General features: G+C 51.7%; 17 protein-coding genes. 9 read left to right on the top strand and 8 right to left on the bottom strand.

Annotation, left to right across the window (positions count from 1 at the left end):
• Positions 1-412: 412 nt before the first annotated feature.
• The 3 genes from ACTG33_RS01020 (at position 413) to ACTG33_RS01010 (ending at position 3,670) form a co-directional block, all read left to right on the top strand.
• Positions 413-1,351: a sugar kinase gene (locus ACTG33_RS01020; protein ID WP_439133304.1), complete on the top strand. Its 939-nt coding sequence runs from the start codon at positions 413-415 to the stop codon at positions 1,349-1,351.
• Between the two features lie 101 nt (positions 1,352-1,452).
• Positions 1,453-2,652: a mannonate dehydratase gene (uxuA, locus tag ACTG33_RS01015; protein WP_439133303.1), complete on the top strand. Its 1,200-nt coding sequence runs from the start codon at positions 1,453-1,455 to the stop codon at positions 2,650-2,652.
• A gap of 322 nt (positions 2,653-2,974) precedes the next feature.
• Positions 2,975-3,670: a FadR/GntR family transcriptional regulator gene (locus ACTG33_RS01010; protein WP_439133302.1), complete on the top strand. Its 696-nt coding sequence runs from the start codon at positions 2,975-2,977 to the stop codon at positions 3,668-3,670.
• Between the two features lie 133 nt (positions 3,671-3,803).
• Here the strand turns inward: ACTG33_RS01010 and ACTG33_RS01005 are convergent, their stop codons facing one another.
• The 3 genes from ACTG33_RS01005 to ACTG33_RS00995 are packed head-to-tail and all read right to left on the bottom strand — an operon-like array spanning position 3,804 to position 6,621.
• On the bottom strand, positions 3,804-5,102 hold the full coding sequence (locus ACTG33_RS01005) for a TRAP transporter large permease (RefSeq protein ID WP_439133301.1): 1,299 nt from the start codon (positions 5,100-5,102) through the stop codon (positions 3,804-3,806).
• Between the two features lie 9 nt (positions 5,103-5,111).
• Complete coding sequence (locus ACTG33_RS01000) at positions 5,112-5,630, bottom strand: TRAP transporter small permease (protein ID WP_439133300.1); 519 nt, start codon at positions 5,628-5,630, stop codon at positions 5,112-5,114.
• Complete coding sequence (locus ACTG33_RS00995; protein ID WP_439133299.1) at positions 5,608-6,621, bottom strand: TRAP transporter substrate-binding protein; 1,014 nt, start codon at positions 6,619-6,621, stop codon at positions 5,608-5,610. The genes ACTG33_RS01000 and ACTG33_RS00995 overlap by 23 nt, the downstream gene beginning before the upstream one ends.
• A 303-nt stretch (positions 6,622-6,924) precedes the next feature.
• Between ACTG33_RS00995 and uxaC the strand changes: the two genes are divergently transcribed.
• From uxaC to ACTG33_RS00965, 6 genes are all read left to right on the top strand, one after another.
• The gene (gene uxaC, locus ACTG33_RS00990) at positions 6,925-8,328 is read left to right on the top strand and encodes a glucuronate isomerase (RefSeq protein ID WP_439133298.1); all 1,404 of its coding nucleotides are present in this window, start codon (positions 6,925-6,927) and stop codon (positions 8,326-8,328) included.
• A 17-nt stretch (positions 8,329-8,345) separates the two neighbouring features.
• Positions 8,346-9,839: a mannitol dehydrogenase family protein gene (locus ACTG33_RS00985; protein ID WP_439133297.1), complete on the top strand. Its 1,494-nt coding sequence runs from the start codon at positions 8,346-8,348 to the stop codon at positions 9,837-9,839.
• 392 nt (positions 9,840-10,231) lie between these two features.
• On the top strand, positions 10,232-10,858 hold the full coding sequence (locus tag ACTG33_RS00980) for a gluconate 2-dehydrogenase subunit 3 family protein (protein ID WP_439133296.1): 627 nt from the start codon (positions 10,232-10,234) through the stop codon (positions 10,856-10,858).
• Positions 10,859-10,888: 30 nt separating this feature from the next.
• Positions 10,889-12,598, top strand: coding sequence for an FAD-dependent oxidoreductase (locus tag ACTG33_RS00975; RefSeq protein ID WP_439133295.1), 1,710 nt, complete (start codon positions 10,889-10,891; stop codon positions 12,596-12,598).
• A 17-nt stretch (positions 12,599-12,615) separates the two neighbouring features.
• Positions 12,616-13,485 carry a ThuA domain-containing protein gene (locus tag ACTG33_RS00970; RefSeq protein ID WP_439133294.1) on the top strand — a complete coding sequence of 290 codons (870 nt, stop codon included), beginning with the start codon at positions 12,616-12,618 and terminating at the stop codon, positions 13,483-13,485.
• A 68-nt stretch (positions 13,486-13,553) separates the two neighbouring features.
• Positions 13,554-14,579 carry a LacI family DNA-binding transcriptional regulator gene (locus ACTG33_RS00965; RefSeq protein WP_439133293.1) on the top strand — a complete coding sequence of 342 codons (1,026 nt, stop codon included), beginning with the start codon at positions 13,554-13,556 and terminating at the stop codon, positions 14,577-14,579.
• 88 nt (positions 14,580-14,667) lie between these two features.
• Here the strand turns inward: ACTG33_RS00965 and ACTG33_RS00960 are convergent, their stop codons facing one another.
• The 5 genes from ACTG33_RS00960 to ACTG33_RS00940 all read right to left on the bottom strand — a co-directional run.
• Positions 14,668-15,804 carry a ThuA domain-containing protein gene (locus ACTG33_RS00960; RefSeq protein WP_439133292.1) on the bottom strand — a complete coding sequence of 379 codons (1,137 nt, stop codon included), beginning with the start codon at positions 15,802-15,804 and terminating at the stop codon, positions 14,668-14,670.
• 30 nt (positions 15,805-15,834) lie between these two features.
• Positions 15,835-16,890: a sugar phosphate isomerase/epimerase family protein gene (locus ACTG33_RS00955; RefSeq protein ID WP_439133291.1), complete on the bottom strand. Its 1,056-nt coding sequence runs from the start codon at positions 16,888-16,890 to the stop codon at positions 15,835-15,837.
• A gap of 11 nt (positions 16,891-16,901) precedes the next feature.
• A complete protein-coding gene (locus tag ACTG33_RS00950) occupies positions 16,902-18,068 on the bottom strand; it encodes a Gfo/Idh/MocA family protein (protein ID WP_439133290.1) in 1,167 nt (388 codons plus the stop codon).
• A gap of 146 nt (positions 18,069-18,214) precedes the next feature.
• Positions 18,215-19,093: a ThuA domain-containing protein gene (locus ACTG33_RS00945; RefSeq protein ID WP_439133289.1), complete on the bottom strand. Its 879-nt coding sequence runs from the start codon at positions 19,091-19,093 to the stop codon at positions 18,215-18,217.
• 246 nt (positions 19,094-19,339) lie between these two features.
• A partial coding sequence (locus ACTG33_RS00940; protein WP_439133288.1) for a glycoside hydrolase family 3 C-terminal domain-containing protein occupies positions 19,340-20,225 on the bottom strand: 886 nt, incomplete at its 5' end.

The following is a 20,225-nucleotide window of genomic DNA, read 5'->3' as shown; positions in this document are numbered from 1 at the left end:
AGGTGACGGTTTTGGTGTACCTAGCTAGCCAGCCTTAAAGACCAGGAAGTTAAGGCCACCTTTTATATATCTTCATCTTGTGGATAGATGGTCAGGCCAGTTTACAGTTTCGGCGATATCTCAGACAAGAGAATGTTTGTCTTTTATAGGCAACAGTGTTGATTGAAAACGGTTTTTGCGAATTATTTGTCGGTTTTGGCCTGTTTTTACTGATTTCTAGGCAGGCTGGGCGTTTTAACAAAGGCTGGACGTTACCAAAAAGGTGGCTGCGTCCTCCCTTGCGATTGGTTGACAAAATTACGTCAATATCGCAAACTGGCCTTACCAGTTGGCTGTGTGATAGGTTTTCAGGCTTAATTGGTCAAATACATAAGCTGAAAAGCACAGACTGGCAAAATTAGTAGGTGAGTCAATGACCATGCAATCAGGTATCGCTTTCTTGGGAGAGCCCTTATTGGAATTGGCCGCCGCTGGGTCTGATCGCTATTCACTGGGCGTTGCAGGTGACGTGTTCAATACCGCAGTCGCTGTGGCACAACTGGGTACCCCTGCATTTCTGGCCACTTCGGTGGGCACCGCCGCACAAGATCAGCGTTTTTTTGAGTGTGCAGAGACTTACGGTGTGTCGCCTGATCTTATTGAGAGAGATAGCGAGCATCAGGCCGGGTTGTATTTGATCAGTAATGCGCCTGACGGCGAGAGGTCGTTTTCATACTGGCGAAACGATTCTGCTGCGAAGCATCTGTTCAGTACCCGCAGTAACTTGGACGCGATGCTGGACAAGTTACAGAGTATTGAGAACATTTATTTGTCGGGCATTACGCTGTCTCTTATGAGTACTGATGCCAGAGAGTTATTTTACGACTGGGTGTCTGGTTACAGACAGTCCGGCGGTAAGGTAATTTACGACAATAATTATCGCGCTAGACTCTGGGCATCCTCTGACGGGTACCGGACCGTAAATCGTGAAATGTTGGTTCACACTGATGTGTTTCTTCCGAGTTTGGAGGATGTCATTAGCAGTGGTGAAGTGAGCAGTGAAGAAGATGCCCGGAAGTGGATACTGGATTCTGGCGTTGCCGAAATTGTGATTAAAAATGGCACGTCTCCAATTACCGTCTGGAATGGAAAACAGCAACAGGAAATCACAGTCGTTGCACAAGCCGGTGTGGTTGATACCACCGGAGCCGGAGATGGTTTTAATGGCGGGTATCTGGCCGCGCGTTTCTCAGGATTTGAATTGCCCGAGGCCGTTAAGGTGGGTATGCAGGTTTCCGCAGAAGTGGTTTGCCATCAGGGAGCCATCTTACCGCTAGCTGAATGGAGTAGGCTAAAGGCGCAGTTATTGTAAAACGTATACAGTGGGCTCGCACTACATTGAGCTCTCTCTACTGCGAGTAATACACGTCGTAATTTTTGAAGATTAGTTAATCACCGTACAGGGTAGAATTCATGAAAAGCACATGGCGATGGTTTGGCCCAGCTGACACTGTCACATTGGAAAAGATCGTTCAGGCAGGTGTGTCCGGAATCGTGACCTCGTTGCACCACATCCCGACTGGTGATGTTTGGCCTGTAGATGAAGTGGTTAAGCGCAAGCAGGAAATTGAAAGTGCAGGTCTGGTTTGGGATGTCATTGAGAGCATCCCACTGAGTAATGATCTCAAAAAGATGACAGGCGATTGGCAGACCCATCTGGAAAATTACAAGCAGTCCATTCGGAATGTCGCCGAAGCCGGTGTAAATGTAGTGTGCTACAACTTTATGCCGGTCGTCGATTGGACGCGTACTAACTTGATGTACAAACTTAAAAATCAAGCTCACGCTTTGCGCTTCGATATTGCTGACTTTGCAGCATACGATGTATACATCCTTCAGCGAGATAACGCGCGTTCTGATTATGATGACGATGTACTTGTAAGAGCTGAGCAGCGTTTACAGACGATGACCGAAGAAGAAAAAGTTCTTCTGGAAAAAAACATCATCGCCGGGTTGCCGGGTGGTGAAGGCAGCTATGACCGGGAAAGCATTCGTACAGAAATCGAGGCGTTCATTGCCTTGGGCGAAGATGGATTCCGGGACAATCTCTTTCACTTTTTGAAAGAAGTGATCCCCGTGGCAGAAGAGGTGGGTGTTCTTATGTGCATTCACCCGGATGATCCACCATTTTCTTTGTTCGGATTGCCGCGTGTCGTATCCACTGCCGAGGATGCCCGCAAGATTTTGGGCGCTGTTCCAAGTGTCAGCAATGGCTTGACGCTGTGTGCTGGTTCTTTTGGGGCGCGCGGGGATAATGATCTGGTGGCCATGGCTCGTGAGTTTGGTTCACACATTCATTTTGTTCATTTGCGCAATGTTACCCGTGAAGCGGATGGCTCGTTTTACGAAGCCGAGCATCTTGGTGGCGACAATGACATGGTTGGACTGATCGGAGCTCTATTGTCAGAAGAGAAAGAGCGCGCTGGTCAGGGGCGAGACGACATCGAAATCGCCATGCGTCCTGATCACGGCCATCTAATGGGCGAAGAGGTTGGTCAGACTGGGGTGAACCCAGGTTATTCCTACGTGGGTCGTTTGAAAGGATTGGCCGAATTACACGGTGTGATTCATACGTTGGAATCCATGCAGGCTAAAGGCGCTGCTATTAAGTAAAAGTTTATACAGGGCAAGTTTGACGATTTATGTCGGTCTTGTGCTAACGAGCAACAAGTCTCCGTGGTGAAAACCACACTTACTGTGAGATCGTGGTCTCTCTCACCCCCAAAGATAGCCGGGTCTGCAAGCCAGTGTTTTTGATACTTTCATTGGCTCCTAACTCGGTGATTCTTTGGGGTTTTTTTGCCTAAAAATCAGCGATCTGTAGTGCGGTGGTGTTATATAGACCACTTATCCCGTAGTTCAATTAAATTGACAGCATGTTTGGATCTTGTGAAACTACTGGATTGACCATTAGATCTGTTGACCAGTTGATACTATGCACATTGAAGCCATTAAGGTTCGCCGCCTCTACCTCGAAATAGCCAATCAAATTGAAGCCCTGATAACCAGCGGTCAGCTGGAGTCAGGGGAGCGGCTACCCTCCGAACGTGACTTGGCTCAACGGTTTGAAGTCAGTCGACCGACCATTCGGGAGGCGATGATCGCGCTAGAGATTGGGGGGTTGGTGGAAATTCGAACTGGCTCTGGTATCTACGTCCGTGATCAGGTTGTCGATAGACCAGGCCTGCGGGATGAAGGCCCCGGTCCTTTTGAGATTCTGGAGGCTCGCCGGTTGCTGGAATCCGAGATCGTCACTCTGGCGGCAGCTCGTATTACATCGGCGCAAATGGATGAGCTGGAACAGGCTTTGGAGCTGATGGAGCAGGAAGATCAAAAAGGCTCTATCAGTGAAGAGGCGGACCAGCGTTTCCACTGTATTTTAGCGGAAGCCTCACAAAACAGTGCTTTGGCCTCCATGGTCAGCTGGTTGTGGGATTTGCGCAATCGCTCTGAAATCAGTGCTTTGTTCCATGAAAGGGTGAGGGAGGAGGGAGTTCATCCGTCCGCCAAAGAGCATCGGGCTATTTTTGAGGCGTTGCAGAACCGAGATCCATTGGCTGCTCAGCAAGCTATGCGGTCGCATATCAATCAGGCGATTGCTGCGGATCGGGAACTGCTTGATAAGAAGTAAAACCGTCAGTATGGAGTGAATTTACTTTCATTCACTCCACTTTGCGCTTCCACCAAGGCTCGTACTGCTTCAATATCAGTACTACCTCAATAGTTGTATCCTCAGAATATGCCTCATCAATAACGGCATCATATCAATACAGCCCAAATTGTCTGGGCAGCCACTCGCTGAGCGCCGGGACATAGGTAATCAATGCCAGCGTTGCAATCATGGCAAAGTACATCGGCAGCAACGGCCGTATGATCGCCGTCATTGAGGTTTTGGCGATACTGCAACCCACAAAGAGCACGCTCCCCACCGGTGGAGTGCAGAGTCCGATGCATAAGTTCAGGATCATCATCATCCCAAAGTGAAGTGGCGAGATGCCCAGCTCGGTCACGACCGGCAAGAAAATCGGGGTGAAGATCAGCACTGCCGGCGTCATGTCCATAAACGCTCCCACCACCAGTAAAATCAGGTTGATGATCAGCAGAATCAGCAGTGGATTTTCAGACAATGTCAGCAGTGTTTGGCTGATGGTTTGAGGAATGTTCTCAAAAGACAGCATCCAGGACATCGCGGTGGATGTACCAATCAGCAGTAGTACTACCGCACTGGTTTCAGCGGCTTTGAGTAGAATAGCGGGCAGCTCTCCAGGTTTAACTTCTCGATAAAAGCCAACAGCGAGCAGTAGGGAGTAGAGAACCGCAATGGCGCTCGCTTCTGTCGCGGTAAATACACCGCCCACAATACCCCCGATCACAATGACGATCAGTAAAAGACTGGGAACGGCATCCAGTAATTTGGGCAGGGCTTCTCTCAGGGGCAGACGGTCCGCGGTTGGATAGCCTTTACGGTGGGCGTAAATGGCGCCAATGGCCATCAGGGCGAGGGTCAGCAATAATCCGGGCACATAGCCTGCGATAAACAGGGCGGCGATGGATACGCTTCCGCTGGCCAGAGAGTAGACGATCAGAATATTGCTGGGAGGAATCAGCAGCCCTGTTGTGGAGGCCGCCACAGTGATCGCACCATTAAAGTTTTTGTCATAGCCTTCTTTGTTCATGGTGGGCACCATAAAGCCACCGATGGCAGACGTGGCCGCTACCGCAGAACCCGAAATTGAGCCGAACAGAGCGCACGAAATGACATTCACCAGCGCCAGCCCGCCGGGTAAGCTGCCAATGAGGGCTTTGGCGAATTCAATCAATCGATGAGCGATTCCCCCTCGCCCCATGAGCAGGCCTGAAAGGATAAAGAACGGAATGGCCAGCAGGGCAAAGCTGTTCATACCGCCTGCCATTCGCTGAGTAATGGTGGTGGTGGCCGCCGTAAAATCGATGGAAAAAAGCATGGCCAACAGGGTGGCAATACCGATGCAGATGGCTACCGGTATGTTCAAAAACAGCAGAATGAAAAAACTGATCAGTAGCGCAGCGCCTGATAATTCCATGATGTACCCTCAGATCGCTTCGTGGTTTGTTAGGTGGCTTGAGTCGGACAGTATTTCGTCCAGGCTAAAACAGCACAGTAATATGCCGGAGATCGGCAAAACGGTATAGATGAAAGCCATTGGGATTTCCAAAGAGGCCGAAGTCTGATGAAGTATGTAGGTGACGTGCACCAGATTACCGCCACCATAGATCAGAACACTTCCCGAAAAAGCGATCACTGCGCCGCTTATGACCCATGACAGGCGCTTGCGAGCCGTTCCCTCTAGATAGCTTGAGAGAAGATCGAGCCCCAGGTGGGCGCCAACTCGGTAGGCGTAACATCCCCCCAGCATACCAATCCATATCAACAGAAATCGTGCAATTTCTTCGGTATACGAACTGGGGTCACCCAGTAAAAATCGCGTGGCTACCTGCCATAAGACGTTGATGACCATAACGGCCATTAGCAGTATAAGAAGGTATTGGACTGCCTTGTCGATGTGGCTGATACAGCGGCCATAAGCATTACGGAAGGTTTTGAATGGCATCCATCAGCTCTCCCAGTGGTGTGTTGTCGTAGGCCCGGTGCATGGGCAAAACTTTTTCGCGAAACAGCTCTTTGTCCGGTGTGATCACTTCAATACCTTTGGCCTGTAATGCCTCAAGGGATTCCTGTGTTTTTAGCGCCCAAAGTTCTCGCTGATAGGCGATCGAGTCATCCGCTGCTTGCTGTAACCACTCTTGCTGCTGCGGAGATAAGCTATTCCAGACCGGTAATCCTATCAGGAGGACATCGGGTACATAGGTGTGTTCATCCAGTGAGAGGTATGGTGAGACCTCATAGTGCTTGGACAGGTAAAAGCTGGGGATATTGTTTTCTGCGCCATCAACCACCCCTTGTTGCAGTGCGGTATAGAGCTCTGCCCAGGCGATCGGGGTGGCTGCGCCGCCCAATCTCTTAACCATTTCAACTGACGTGACGCTTTTCTGAACCCGGATTTTCATCCCTTTGAGATCATCGGGGGTATTTATGGGTTTGTTGGTGTAAAAACTGCGGCTGCCTGCATCATAGTAGCCAAGGCCTCGTAAAAGCACGGGCTCAGAGGAAACCAGCAAATCACGTCCCAGCGGGCTTTCCAGCATTTGCCAAAAGTGGTCATGGTCGCGAAACACATAAGGAATGCTGAAGATCTTATAGGTGGGGACGAAGCTTTCCAGAGGACTCGCAGAGACTTTGGTCATGGCCAGGCTGCCAATTTGCAACAGCTCGAGGAGGTCTCTCTCGGACCCCAGTTGCCCATTGGCATAGATTTCTATCCGCATGGTGCCACCGGACAGTTCCTGCAGTCGTGTGTCCATCATCTCCATGGCTTTATTGACGGGATGATCTGCAGGCATCCCGTGCGCCAAATGCAGCACCTGTGAACCGTCGTTTTGGGGGGTACAGCTGCACACTGTGAATAGGACTGCTAATAGTGTCAGAATCCGACGCACAGACGACAGGCAGTGGGGAAAACGCTGCGCTACAATGGAAGGCATTATGTTGCTTCTCTTAAAATCAGTGAATGTATTAGTACATGCAGTCTAGAGCATGCTCACACCCTGCGGCCTTTACTTGACGGGGCGGCGGTTATTATGGGATTCTTTCACAAATTGGTCTGACCATTTTACCATTCGATTGGCGTTTCTTTCAATACAATACCGTAAAACAGAAAAACGCAGAGCACAAAAGCCAGGCAATTTTAAGCGCCTGGAGGCTTCACGGTAAGCTGGTCATCATCCTGGGTATCGCTAACGGATACCAATCTTATTTAACATCAATCCAAGAGGTTCCTCATGACCATGAGTCTGCATTCAGACCGGCTGTTTCCGGCAGATCCCCACACCCGGGAAATTGCTCGCAAGCTTTACCAAAGCGTAAAAGCGTTGCCGATCATCAGTCCCCATGGTCATACGGACCCAAGTTGGTTTGCCAATAACGAACCGTTTGAAAACCCGGCGGCGCTGTTGGTGCAGCCTGACCATTATGTGCTGCGGATGCTGTTCAGTCAGGGTGTCAGCATGGAAGAGCTGGGCATCAAGCGTAAAGATGGTGGTGCGGTAGAAACGGATCCCCGCAAGGTATGGCAACGGTTTGCGGAGCATTATTATCTGTTTCGCGGAACACCCAGTCGTATGTGGCTGGATCATGTGTTTTTTGAAGTCTTCGGGTTGACGGAAGCCCTAACGAAAGAAAGCGCTGATCGTTATTTCGATCACATTCAAGGCTGTCTCCAAAAGCCTGAGTTTTTGCCTCGCGCCCTGTTTGAGCGATTCAATATTGAGTTGATTGCGACAACCGAATCACCTCTGGATGATTTGCGTCATCACCAAACTATCCAAAACAGTGACTGGAAGGGCCGGGTCATCACGGCATTTCGTCCCGACCCTGTGATTGATCCTGAATTTGAAGGGTTTGCGGATAACGTCAAAAAGCTGGGTGAGATAACCGGTATCGAGATTAAAACCTTTGATGATTATCTGAATGCACTGCGTCAACGCCGTGATTACTTTAAGCGCTTTGGTGCGACGTCTACAGATCATGGCCATCCTACGGCTAAGACGGAAGACCTGTCTTCAGAGGATAAGCACCAGCTCTTTTCTGTCGTGATTGGCGGTTCCGCAACGCCAGAGCAAGCTGAGACATTTCGTGCGCAAATGCTGACCGAGATGGCTTTGATGAGCCTGGATGATGGTCTGGTTATGCAGCTGCATCCCGGTTGCTATCGCAACCATAATGAGGATTTGTTTACCGCCTTTGGTCGCGACAAAGGCGCCGATATTCCGGTACAGACGGAATATGTTCAGGCTCTGCGACCACTGCTCAATAAAGTCGGCAGCGATCCCCGTTTTAGCATGATTGTCTTTACTCTGGACGAAACCAGTTACAGCCGCGAGCTGGCGCCTTTAGCCGGTCATTACCCTGCGTTGAAAGTCGGGCCTGCCTGGTGGTTCCATGACAGCCCTGAAGGGATGCGTCGCTACCGTGAACAAATCACAGAAACTGCCGGTTTCTACAATACCGTAGGTTTTAACGATGATACCCGAGCTTTTCTGTCTATTCCGGCTCGTCACGATGTGGCGCGTCGAATGGACTGTGCCTTCCTGGCCCAGTTGGTTGCCGAACATCGTCTCGGTGAAGATGAGGCTATGGAGCTGGCTCATGATTTGAGCTACCGCCTGGCGAAAGAAGCGTACAAACTGTAATTCGGGAAATAAAATTCATGCTACGTCTGAACAACGAAACTCTGAAACAAGTATCAGGGCCTGTCCCGGGTTATGACCGCACGTCTCTCAAGGCGGGCATTGTGCATCTGGGTATTGGGGCCTTTCATCGCGGTCACCAGGCCGATTACACCGATAAGCTACTTAACGAGAAAGGCGGTGACTGGGGCATAATCGGAGCCAGCTTGCGCAGCCCCGGAGTTCGCAACCAACTGCAGCCTCAGGATGGACTCTATTGTCTGATTGAGAAAGACAGCAATCACGCAGAAACCAAAGTGGTTGGTGCCATTCAGTCAGTGTTGGTCGCCCCGGAAGCCCCCCAACAGCTGATCAATGCGCTGTCTGATCCCGATATCAAAGTCGTTACCTTAACGATTACAGAGAAAGGCTATTGCCACAATCCTGGCACGCCAGATATTAACTGGGAGAACCCGGATATTCTTTGGGATTTAGAGCACTACCAAACTGCACCTAAATCGGCGATTGGTTATATCGTGGCGGCACTGGAGCAACGCCAGAAATTAGAGGCGCCGATTACTCTGCTGAGCTGTGATAATCTTTCCCACAACGGCAAACTGTTAAAAAATGTAGTCAATTCATTTGTGCAGCGCGTTAATCCTTCCATCGCGGAATGGCTGGAGCAGCATGTGGCTTTCCCTTGCTCCATGGTAGATCGAATCGTGCCGGCGGTAACTGAACAGACTTTGCTGGAATTACAAGACAGCCTGGGCGTTTCTGATCAAGGCGCCGTGGTGACAGAGCCTTTCTCGCAATGGGTCATTGAAGATCATTTTGCCAGTGACAAGCCGGATTGGGAATCCGTTGGTGCAATGCTGGTGGATGACGTTGCACCGTTTGAGGAAATGAAACTGAGACTGCTCAATGGCAGTCATTCGATCATCGCTTATTTGGGCTACCTGTCCGGTTACGATTACGTTCATCAGGTCATGGGGGATCCAGATCTGAAAGGCTTCGTACAAGACTACATGGCTCTGGTAACCCCGACATTAAATGTCCCCGACGGTTTTGATTTGGATGCTTATAAGCAGGAGCTTTTGGATCGTTTTTCCAATGCCTCGCTGAATCACCGCACCGATCAAATTGCTCAGGATGGCTCACAGAAGATCCCCCAGCGTTGGCTCGCCAGTGCGCGTCAATTACTGAATGACGGTGTCGATGCATCGTTGCTGGCACTTGCGCTTGCCGGTTGGATTCGTTATCTGCAGGGAGTTCGTGACCCGGACAGCTCTGGCGCGAGGGCGAGTTATGACATTATTGATCCTTTTTCGGAAGCCTTGATGGGACTCGTCAAAGGCGCAGAAGCGAAAGGTGTTTCCCCTGTAACAGAAGTGCTCGGCTTGCAAGCGGTGTTTGGAAGTCTTCCGCAAGATCAAGCAGACTGGAGCAGTCAGGTCGAGAAATATTATGCCGCCATGGAGAAAGAAGGTGTGTTGAACCTTTTGAAAGAACGAAATAACACAATGAGCTCATAAAAGTTAATTCTTTAAAATGATCTCTCGACGCGATCAATAGTGATCGCGTCGAACAGTTGTTTGAATCCTATTATGCTTGGCTTTGTAGTGACGCAACGTTAAGTCGGTATCCGGGTTTAATTCTGAGGCGGCGATCCGCCAAGCCTCTGAGAGAGGGGGTGTAGACATTATACCCTTGATACTCCAATTTTCTCTTTGCTGGTTTCCGGCACCAAGCTAGTTTTTATAAAGATTTTTTGGGATTTATTAGAAAATCAAGACATTAAAATGTAAACGATTACATTATTTTGTTGTACAATATCTACCTATAGTTCGTAGTAGGTCTCAGTGCCCCGGCCCACTATGTTGATATGAATATTGAAAAGTCATAAAAATAACCAGAGGGTTCCAGAATGAATCGAAGAGAGTTTCTGCAGTGTGCCGCCGTTTTGGTGGGTACTGCCACTATTTCCGGGCATGCCCTGGCTCTGAACCAATCCCAGATGACCTATCTGGCTGCAGCCGATGACTACGTCAAACAGCCCGCGAATCTATTTACTTCACAGCAGCGTGCGATAATTGCCGCTGCCGCCGAGACGGTCATCCCCCGCACTGAGACGCCAGGAGCCATTGATGCCGGCGTACCGCATTTTATTGAGTTGATGGTGCAGGATTGGCTGAACGACGATGAGCGCGCCCTTTTTATGGCTGGCCTGAAGGATTTAGAAACCCGTGTCCCTCAGGAGCTGGGTGCGCCTTATGACAAGCTAAACGCAGAACAACAGCTGTCCGTACTGGAGGCCCTGGAAAATGCGGCTGGTGACAGTTCCTGGTATGCACAGGGCAATGTGCGCCGTGCTTACATTAGTGATGCGCCGTTTATCTGTCAGTTTAAAGAGCTGACTATCTGGGGCTTTTTCACTTCGGAAGTGGGTGCCAAGCAGGTACTGCGTTACAACCCCATGCCGATGAAATTTGACGGTCATTATCCGCGCAAACCAGGCGACACCACTTGGGCGCCTTTTGCATTTTACCGCTGAGTTGACTGAACTGAATACGGATAGCCAGATATGATTACCACAAAAAATTATGACTTTGATGCCATTGTCGTGGGCTCCGGAATTACCGGTGGCTGGGCTGCAAAAGAACTGACTGAAAAAGGCTTGCGGGTACTGGTGCTGGAACGCGGTCGCGACCTGCAGCATGGTACCGGGTATTTGGGTGAACACGCCCCCAGCTGGAAAATACCGTTTAACGGTAAGCCCCAGCGTGAGCTAGAAGCGGAAAACTACGAAGTGCAAAGTAAGCTTTATGCCTTCCGTACGGCCAATATGCATTTTTGGAACAACGATAAATTGAATCCCTATGCCACTGACGAAGGTTCCGAGTTTCAGTGGTTCCGCGGCGGTGTCGTCGGCGGTCGCTCACTAATGTGGGGTCGCCAAACATATCGATTGAGTGAAGAAGACTTCAAGGCCAATGCTAAAGATGGCCATGGTATTCCCTGGCCGGTGGACTACGACGAAATTGCGCCCTGGTACAGCTATGTCGAAAAGTTTATTGGTGTAAATGGTCGCAAAGAAGGTCTGCCACAGCTACCGGACGGCGAATTCCAGAAGCCCATGCCCTGGTTTGCGGTCGAGGAAACCATCCAAGAACGGTTGAAGAAAAATGCACCGGAGATCACTCTGACCAACGCCCGTACGGCGATTCTCACTGAAAACCTGCCCGGTCGGGCAGCCTGTCATTATTGTGGTCCCTGCGAAAACGGGTGCTCTACTGGCAGCTACTTCAGCTCACAGAGTTCTACATTGCCGGCGGCCCGTGCGACTCAGAAAATGACACTGCGTCCCAACTCGGTGGTGGAGAAACTGGAATACGATGAAGACACCAAGCGCATTAGTAAAGTGCATGTGATTGATTCGGAGACTCTGGAGCGTCATGAGTTTACTGCGCGGGTGGTGTTCCTGTGTGCTTCCACCGTAGGTTCCACACAGTTGTTGCTTAACTCCACCAGCGAGGCCTTCCCTAATGGCTTGGCCAACCGCAGCGGCGTGCTGGGACAGAACTTGATGGATCACTTTCTGGGACTGGGTACGGTGGGCATGTTTGCCGATAACCGCGACACGTATTTTTACGGTAACCGTCCAGCCGGGTTGTACATACCTCGTTTCCGTAACTTGCCAGGCCAAGAAGAAGAGCTGGATTTTGTGCGTGGTTATGGCTATCAGACCGCCATCAATAGCAGTAACTGGATGGGGCAGTTTAACAAAAAGGGCTTTGGCGCAGGTCTCAAAGATAGTCTGAGCCAGCTGCCAAATACCTGGACGTTTTACGCCGGCGCCTTTGGCGAATGTCTGCCAAACCCCAAAAACCGTGTGTATCTGAGCAATAAGAAAGATCGCTATGGCATGCGGCAAGTGGCGTTCGAGTTCAACTGGGGCGAGAACGAAAAAGCCATGGCGCGAGACATTCAGGCCCAGGGTAAACGCATTATGGAGGCGGGTGGTGCGGCATTTACCATGTCGTTTGGTGATGTGGAAAACCTGTCGATCCCTGGTTCCGGTATTCACGAAATGGGCACAGCGCGGATGGGGGATGACCCGACTCAGTCTGTCCTCAATAAACACAACCAGGCCCACGATGTGCCCAATCTGTTTGTCACCGATGGGTCGTTTATGGCGTCGTCTTCCTGCGTCAACCCTTCACTGACCTACATGGCTTTTACTGCCAGAGCCTGTGACTACGCCGTAAAACAGATGGAAGCGGGCGTCATCTGATAGTAAGGAATACTGCGATGAATGTGAAAAAGACACTGAAGATCAGTGCCGTGGTCGTGTTGGTTCTGGTCGCCGGTCTGGGGGCACGGGCTTATCTGAAGTTGAAAGAAAACGGATTGATCCCGCGCGAAAGTTACGAAACCGTAGCGCCCGTCATCCCTGAGATGCAGCGCCCTGCGGTATTGGTCTTAAATAAAACCAATGGATATATCCATAAAGAGGGTATTCCTGCCGCCGATGCCATGCTGCAACGCATTGCTGATGAACAAGGCTGGGATATTTTTATCAGTAACAATGGCGCTACCCACAATGTCGAGGAATTGAAAAAGTTTGATCTGGTGGTCTGGAACAACGTCTCCGGCGATGTGTTGACAGAGGAGCAGCGCGTTGCTCTTCAACAGTGGATACAGCAAGGCGGTGGCTGGGTCGGTCTGCACGCCAGTGGTGGCGATTTCAAATACGCCTGGGACTGGTACGTGGATACTTTGATAGGTGCACAGTTTGTCGGTCATACCATGGAGCCACAGTTTCAAGATGCTGATGTGTTGGTGGTTGATAACGCATCCGAGCTAACATCCCATCTGCAGAGCCCGTGGAACGTTAAGGCAGAAGAGTGGTACGCCTTTGACGCCAGTCCTCGTGACAAGGGCTATGATATTTTGTTGACTCTGGATGAATCTTCCTACATTACCAAGGGTGAAAACTGGATGGGTCTAAATGATCGTATGGAAGGCGAACACCCCATTGCCTGGCAACATCAGCTGGGGCAGGGCAAGGTGTTCTATTCAGCGATTGGTCACCAGGCTGCAACTTACAGTGTGCCTGAATACCAAGAACTGATCCGCAAGGCGATGGTGTGGGCGATGTCAGCGGCGGCGTCTGAATGAACGGTTACTACCGACCCCATCACTGACAGTTAGTGTTAAGATGGCAATTTTTAGCAGACGGAAAAACCATGGTTTCCATCAAGGACGTTGCCAAACTGGCGGGGGTTTCCATTGCCACGGTTTCAAGAACCCTGTCCAAACCCGAGTCGGTGGCAGACACTACCCGCGATAAAGTCATGGTGGCAGTCAAGAAAAGTGGCTATGTCACCAATGCACTGGCGAGTAATTTTCGCCGCCGCCGCACCAACAACGTGGTGGTGCTGGTACCGGACATCAGTAACCCCTTTTTTTCGGCGGTGATTCAGGGCATCGAAATCAAGGCCAGTGAAATGGGTTATCGCATACTGCTGGGTGACACCTTGCAGAGCAGCGAGCGCGAGCAGGCTTATGTTCAGCTCGTGCGCCAGCGTCAAGCGGATGGGCTGATTTGTCTAGGGAGCGAGGTACCTGTCGCATCTGAAACCAATACCCGTAAGTCGGATCCGGTTGTTCCAGTGGTCATGGCCTGTGAATACATCGGTCCCCCCAGCGTACCCAGTGTGGTCATCAACAACAGCCTGGCTGCGCAGGAGATGGTCGATCATCTGCTCAGTTTGGGCCATAAACGCATTGGTTATATCAACGGGCCTAAAGACTCGCCATTGTGTGAGCAACGCCTGGCTGGTTATCAGGCAGCATTGGCCAATGCGGGTTTGCCAAGCAAACCAAGTTTGATAGAGCAAGGCGACTACAGCCTGGGGGCGGGTTATGAGGCAACGTGTCGTCTGCTGAAGCAACACAGCAAACCTACCGCCTTGTTTTGTGCCAGTGATGAAATGGCTATTGGGGCCATGCACGCGGCGCGCGATCTGGGATTGGATATTCCTTCCCAGTTGTCCATTGCCGGTTTTGATGACATTGATTCCGCCACCTACTGCTACCCACCTTTAACCACTGTACATCAGCCCCGCAGTGATATTGGCAAGATGGCCATGACATTGATGCTGGAAGCGCTGGCGGAAACACCAGCATTACCCAAACAAGTTATTTTGCCGCATCAGTTGATGGTGCGAGGCTCTTCAGCTGTCGCCTCTAAGGTTCGCAAACCCCGCTAAGTGAATGACGAGCCCGGCTTAATGCATGACAAACATTAAGGTGCGGAGATTTCATGAACTGAATGTGCCGCCATGCATAGCTGGTCTTTTAGCGTTTATGGCTGCATTGCTCGTCAGTTTGATCGGTCGCCCAGAGGATGCCCTGAAGCAGTAATTTTTGATGGTTAGCATCGTCGTACACTTCGGGGTTATGGCCAATAGCCGAATAAAACGAGCGACCACTGTTGATACAGCGACTCCAGGCGATAGGGTGATCGCCCATACGAAGGTCAACGCCGTGATGACCTACCGGGTTGTAGGTGGATTCATCCAGTGTGGCGATTATCGTGGCACCCTTATCACGCGGTGAGGTTTTAAACGAGTACCACTCTTCGTTCATATTCCATTCGGTGGGGAGTCCCTGACCGATACCGCTGTGGTTATTTTCCACAACCACCCGGGCCTCTTGAATCTGAGGGTCTTTGGGGTGACCGCTAAAGCGGGCACCGATCAGTTCGTCGGCGTACCAGTCCCAGAAATAGGTCGGATCGCCGCCGGAGCCGTGAATGCCGACAAAACCGCCGCCCTGTTCAATATATTGGCGGAACGCCTGCCGCTGGCTCAAGGTCAACACATCACCGCTGATGTTATTCCAGATTACCGCATCAAACTGCTTGAGCTGTTTGGCATTGAACACTGCACCATTATCGGTACTGGCCAGCGCCCAGCCTTCGCGCTTGGCCATGTCTTGCAGCAGACGATGGGCGGCATTGAATGAAGGCACATCTTTGAAACCGTTGATTTTTTCAAATAGCAGCAAGCGCGGCTTTCCAGTTGGCACGTCAAGTTTAGGCGGTGTCACGTCGTAACGGGCACAGCGAGCGGTTCGGTCACTGTCGGAAACTTTGAGCTCCGACAGTTCCTGTTCGACCCGGGGCAGCTTGGCAGGATCAAAGCGTGCCATAGAGGCGAGGGTGCGAACATTCAGGATCGCGCTGAATGAGGGCGGTTGGGTACTGGCGAAGTGCTCTGGCATTTTCTCCAGCGCACCGTCCATATGGTGGTTAACAATGGCACTGGCTTGCTCACTCAGCATCACATCGATCAACGGCGATTCGAGCGAGAAGGGCGCGTCGCGTAGCGGGCAGTCGATGGTGGGGTCGGCAGCGATAATGGGCGAAATCAACAAGGCCGCCAGTAAACCTGTGACTTTTATGTAATGGGACCGCTTTTGCAGTAATAACATTGTGAAAAGCTCCTCTGTTACTGATCAGTTTCAGTCTAGGCCGAGAATGCGGCGGTTGGCCGTTTCGTCCGTGCCGCTTCCAGCAAAGTCATCGAAGGCTTTATCGGTGGTACGAATGATGTGCTGATTGATAAAATCGACTCCTTCCTTAGCGCCGTCCTCGGGGTGTTTCAGACAACATTCCCATTCGAGTACCGCCCAGCCATCAAAACCGTATTTGGCGAACTGGCTGAATATTGCACTGAAATTCACTTGGCCATCACCCAGTGATCGGAAACGAGCTGGACGATCTTTCCAGCCTTGATAGCCGCCATAGATACCGCTGCGTCCATTGGGCTTAAATTCCGCATCTTTGACATGAAACATCTTGATACGGTCGTGGTAGTAATCAATAAACTGTATGTAATCCAATTGTTGCAGAAGAAAGTGACTGGGGTCGTAAAGAATGTTGCAACGCGGGTGATGACCCGTTGCTTCCAAAAAACGCTCGAAGGTAATTCCGTCGTGCAAGTCTTCGCCTGGGTGGATTTCATAACAAAGGTCGACACCCGCAGCATCGAACGCATTCAGAATGGGGAGCCAGCGTTCAGCCAATTCTTTAAAGCCAGTTTCCACAAGTCCAGACGGACGTTGCGGCCAGGGGTAGGCAGTGTGCCAAAGTAAAGCACCAGAAAACGTGGCATGATTTTTCAGACCGAGGTTGGCGCTGGCTTTGGCGGCCAGCATCAGTTGCTCAACAGCCCACTGTTGACGCGCTTGTGGATTGCCACGGACGGATTCTGGCGCAAAGCCATCAAACAGCTCATCGTAGGCAGGGTGCACGGCGACCAGCTGTCCCTGCAGATGGGTCGACAGCTCAGTGATCTCAACCCCGTTGGCGGCGCAGGTGGCTTTCAGTTCATCGCAATACGTTTTGCTCTCGGCGGCTTTGCGCAAATCAATCAGGCTCGATTCCCAAGTGGGTATCTGTACGCCCTTGTAACCCAGTTTGGCTGCCCATTGAGTAATGTTGTGCAGGTTGTCAAAGGGGGCATCGGGGCCGACAAACTGGGCCAAAAAAATCGCGGGGCCTTTCATGGTGGACATCGGTTTACTCCTTATGTTGCTTGGTGATCTGGAAACGCATGCCACTTCACCTCACTGTTGCTGGCGGCAACCGCCAGCTCAATAAAGGCCATACCGCGCACGGCCTCGTTAATGCCGGGGCAGTCGACTGAACGTTCATCCGCGACACATCCCGACTCAAACGCTCGAATCTGACCGGCAAAGGCCATGTAGATATTGGCAAAGGCTTCCAGATAGCCCTCCGGATGACCGTTGGGAGTGCGGGTGTTGGCCTGGGCCAGGGTGCCGAGATAGGGCAGGCCGGTGCGAAGCATTTCTGTGGGGCGGTCGTTGTATTTCAGCCACAAAGTATTGGGTTCCTGCTGCGACCACTCCAGCCCACCCTGGTCACCGTAGGCGCGGATTTTGAGTGCGTTCTCTTCGCCGACACTGACCTGGCTGGCCATGAGTACACCTTTGGCGCCGTTATCGAAACGCAGCAAAATGCTACCGTCGTCGTCGAGTTGGCGACCGGGGACGACGGGAGTGAGATCAGCGCAGATTTTGCTGATGTGACTACCCGTTATGTATTCGGCCAAATTGGCTGCGTGCACGCCGATGTCGCCGATACAGCAGCTGATGCCTGCCTGTTTTGGATCAAGGCGCCAAGCGGCCTGCTTGTTGTCGGCTTCGTCTTCCGCAGAGGCGAGCCAACCCTGTGGATACTCCACTACTACTTTGCGGATTGATCCCAGTTGGTTGGCAGCGACCCGTTGACGCGCCTCTTTTACCATGGGGTAACCAGTGTAGGCGTGAGTCAGGCCGTAGAGCAGGCCGGTTTCATTAACCAGCTCGCGCAGTTGCAGGGCTTCGTCGAGGGTAAAGGTAGCGGGCTTGTCAGACATCACATGAAAGCCCGCACTTAAAGAAGCTTGAGCCACGGGAAAGTGCATGTGATTGGGGGTGACAATGGCGACAAACTGCATGCGCTGTTCGGCGGGCAGGGCCGCTTCGCCCTCTATCATCGCTTGATAGCTGGGGTAAACCCGCTCGGCGGGAAGATGCAAGGCGGCGCCGGAGCGTGCGGACTTTTCCGGATCGCTGCTAAAGGCACCGCAAACCAGTTCTATTTCTCCATCCAGCGCGGCGGCCCAGCGATGCACGGCACCGATGAAAGCTCCCTCGCCACCACCGACCATGCCCATTCTGACTTTTGCCATTGATGTTCTCCTTGTGTTCCTATTGGTATCATAAGTGCGGTGGTTTCGTTGGTTGATCAGGCGCCGTAGCACTCCCGCCTGCCGCTTTGTATCTTCGGCTGTTTGCCAAAGCTGGCGTAGTTCACAACTGTCCTGGCCCAGATGGTCTAGGGACTTTGATTCTGACACTCATTGCCGTTGAACCCGGCTGCCCAGATCACGGCTTGCTCCAACAGAGTGACGTAGGCAGGTTCGCTGTAGCTGGCGGCGGTATGACCGATGGCGGAATAGAGGGCTCGCCCCTGGCCTGAACAGTGTTTCCAAATCAGTGGGTGGTCATCACCCATGCTCAGATCTTCGCCACGGAAATCGAGCTCATAACTGTGTTCATCAATGGTGACGAGGATGTTGTAGTCCTTGTTTCGGGGGCTGGCTTCAAACGAATACCACTCATCGGTACGCACCCAGGGATTAGGCAGGTGACTGACAATGCTATCGTCAGACTCCGGATGCAAGGTCGCTTGCTGGAACTGGTTGGGGTACGGGTGGGCGGTAAAGCGGGCACCCACCAGCGAATCAATATACCAGTCCCATTCCGAAGAGCTGTCGCCGGCGCCGTGCAGGCCAATCCAGCCGCCACCGTTGTCAATCCAGTCTTTCATGGCAGTGCGCTGCTCTACCGTGAGTACATCGCCGGTGACATTATTCCAGATGATGGCGTCAAAACGGGTCAGATCGGCCGGGTTGTGTACCGCGCCGTTTTCAGTGACGTACACCGACCAGCCGTTTTTCTGACCCAACTGGCGGAATAACGTCTCGGCGGCGGGAATGGCCTCTTCATGTTTGAACGAATTGGTTTTGGAGAACACCAGTACCGCTGGACGTTGGAGTTCGGGAATGGCCGGCGCCTCGCTTTCGTACACAGGTACTTTCCAGAATCCGCGGGAGTACATTTCGTACGCCGCTTTGGCGGCAGCCAGTAACACTAGAATCAGCAAAGCAGCTAGCAGCCGTTTAATCCAGCTTTTACGGGATGTTGAAGTCATAATCGATCTCACAAGTTGTTATTGTTCTGATCCGTTGTTTGCCCGAGATTTGGGGCTCAGTCTGAAAAGATATTTTAGATACCTATGTGCGACATGTAAACGTTTACAGGTGTCGGTACGGATTGAATCGGTGTTTCGCCGCGTTGTGAAACAACTTACGGCGAATCAGCCCAAGATTCAGATGTCCTCGCAGGCACCAGTGTCGATAATCAGAAGACGAGTCAGGACGTCCTAGCTGATAAGCGCCTACTGTGCCGGCTCCAACTGAGACAACTCCGCATCGATAGTTTCAAGTGCAGAGTCACTCACCATTTGTGGTGCCATCTGCTGCAATTTACGCAGTGTGATCCCGCCCATTCGATCTATATTGCCAGACTGCACCACAGCGGGAAGATAGCGAATGAGGATTTCGCGCGCCGATGGGTCTTCCATAAGTTCGCCTATGGGGGTCGCTGCCGACGAATATCCTTGCGCCTGCTCAGCACGCGCGATTGCCCAGGCAGGTGTAGGCACCGGTTTCGGCGCCACCCCATTCATCGCTTCCAACTGCAAGCCATAACCATAGGGGTATAGCGGTTGGCTGGAATCGAAAGGTACGTCTTCAAGCTGCTTTTCCACCGCTTTCATACTGGAGGGAAGTTCGAAGGGTAGGCGCCCGGAAAATGGAGTTTGGCCCGTCACTGCCCGAAGTAATGCCTTATCACTTACGCCAAAATCAGCAATCAATGCGGCTGTGGCGTCGCGCAGCGGAGTAAGAATTGCTGGCCGATCCATATAGATCGTGACAATGGTAGGCACAACACGCGCCGCAGCCGTTATGGCTTTGAGGTCTTCACTATCGGCTGAAAACGACAAATCGCCTTCATGTTGCGAACGCCCCATGACCCAGCCGGGATGTTCGCTCCGCCACGGGGCGGACGTGCGCATTATGGCGAGGTCAGCCTCTTCCAGCGTTTCGACGGGCGTCAAACCCGCCTGTGCCGCCTCTAGTGGATCGATGCCGCGCAAAAAGACATTCACACCGGACGGCTGCAGAGGCAGGATCGAGTTACTATTTTTCAAGAGCGCCAATGAGCGTGCCTGAGCGTCAAGTGCAGCTTCGCGGTCAGCGGGCTGACCGACGATTTGCGAG

The sequence above is a fragment of the Pseudomaricurvus sp. genome (assembly GCF_965662505.1).
Taxonomy (GTDB): Bacteria; Pseudomonadota; Gammaproteobacteria; order Pseudomonadales; family Cellvibrionaceae; genus Pseudomaricurvus.
The sequence above is the reverse complement of the archived record's forward strand: the minus strand, read 5'-3'. Positions and strand labels throughout refer to the sequence as shown.

What these genes read in the sequence shown, in the direction of transcription:
- ACTG33_RS01020 (WP_439133304.1), top strand. Translation starts at nt 413, where the DNA reads ATGACCATGCAATCAGGTATCGCTTTCTTGGGAGAGCCCTTATTGGAA.
- uxuA (WP_439133303.1), top strand. Translation starts at nt 1,453, where the DNA reads ATGAAAAGCACATGGCGATGGTTTGGCCCAGCTGACACTGTCACATTG.
- ACTG33_RS01010 (WP_439133302.1), top strand. Translation starts at nt 2,975, where the DNA reads ATGCACATTGAAGCCATTAAGGTTCGCCGCCTCTACCTCGAAATAGCC.
- ACTG33_RS01005 (WP_439133301.1), bottom strand. Translation starts at nt 5,102, where the DNA reads ATGGAATTATCAGGCGCTGCGCTACTGATCAGTTTTTTCATTCTGCTG.
- ACTG33_RS01000 (WP_439133300.1), bottom strand. Translation starts at nt 5,630, where the DNA reads ATGCCATTCAAAACCTTCCGTAATGCTTATGGCCGCTGTATCAGCCAC.
- ACTG33_RS00995 (WP_439133299.1), bottom strand. Translation starts at nt 6,621, where the DNA reads ATGCCTTCCATTGTAGCGCAGCGTTTTCCCCACTGCCTGTCGTCTGTG.
- uxaC (WP_439133298.1), top strand. Translation starts at nt 6,925, where the DNA reads ATGAGTCTGCATTCAGACCGGCTGTTTCCGGCAGATCCCCACACCCGG.
- ACTG33_RS00985 (WP_439133297.1), top strand. Translation starts at nt 8,346, where the DNA reads ATGCTACGTCTGAACAACGAAACTCTGAAACAAGTATCAGGGCCTGTC.
- ACTG33_RS00980 (WP_439133296.1), top strand. Translation starts at nt 10,232, where the DNA reads ATGAATCGAAGAGAGTTTCTGCAGTGTGCCGCCGTTTTGGTGGGTACT.
- ACTG33_RS00975 (WP_439133295.1), top strand. Translation starts at nt 10,889, where the DNA reads ATGATTACCACAAAAAATTATGACTTTGATGCCATTGTCGTGGGCTCC.
- ACTG33_RS00970 (WP_439133294.1), top strand. Translation starts at nt 12,616, where the DNA reads ATGAATGTGAAAAAGACACTGAAGATCAGTGCCGTGGTCGTGTTGGTT.
- ACTG33_RS00965 (WP_439133293.1), top strand. Translation starts at nt 13,554, where the DNA reads ATGGTTTCCATCAAGGACGTTGCCAAACTGGCGGGGGTTTCCATTGCC.
- ACTG33_RS00960 (WP_439133292.1), bottom strand. Translation starts at nt 15,804, where the DNA reads ATGTTATTACTGCAAAAGCGGTCCCATTACATAAAAGTCACAGGTTTA.
- ACTG33_RS00955 (WP_439133291.1), bottom strand. Translation starts at nt 16,890, where the DNA reads ATGTCCACCATGAAAGGCCCCGCGATTTTTTTGGCCCAGTTTGTCGGC.
- ACTG33_RS00950 (WP_439133290.1), bottom strand. Translation starts at nt 18,068, where the DNA reads ATGGCAAAAGTCAGAATGGGCATGGTCGGTGGTGGCGAGGGAGCTTTC.
- ACTG33_RS00945 (WP_439133289.1), bottom strand. Translation starts at nt 19,093, where the DNA reads ATGACTTCAACATCCCGTAAAAGCTGGATTAAACGGCTGCTAGCTGCT.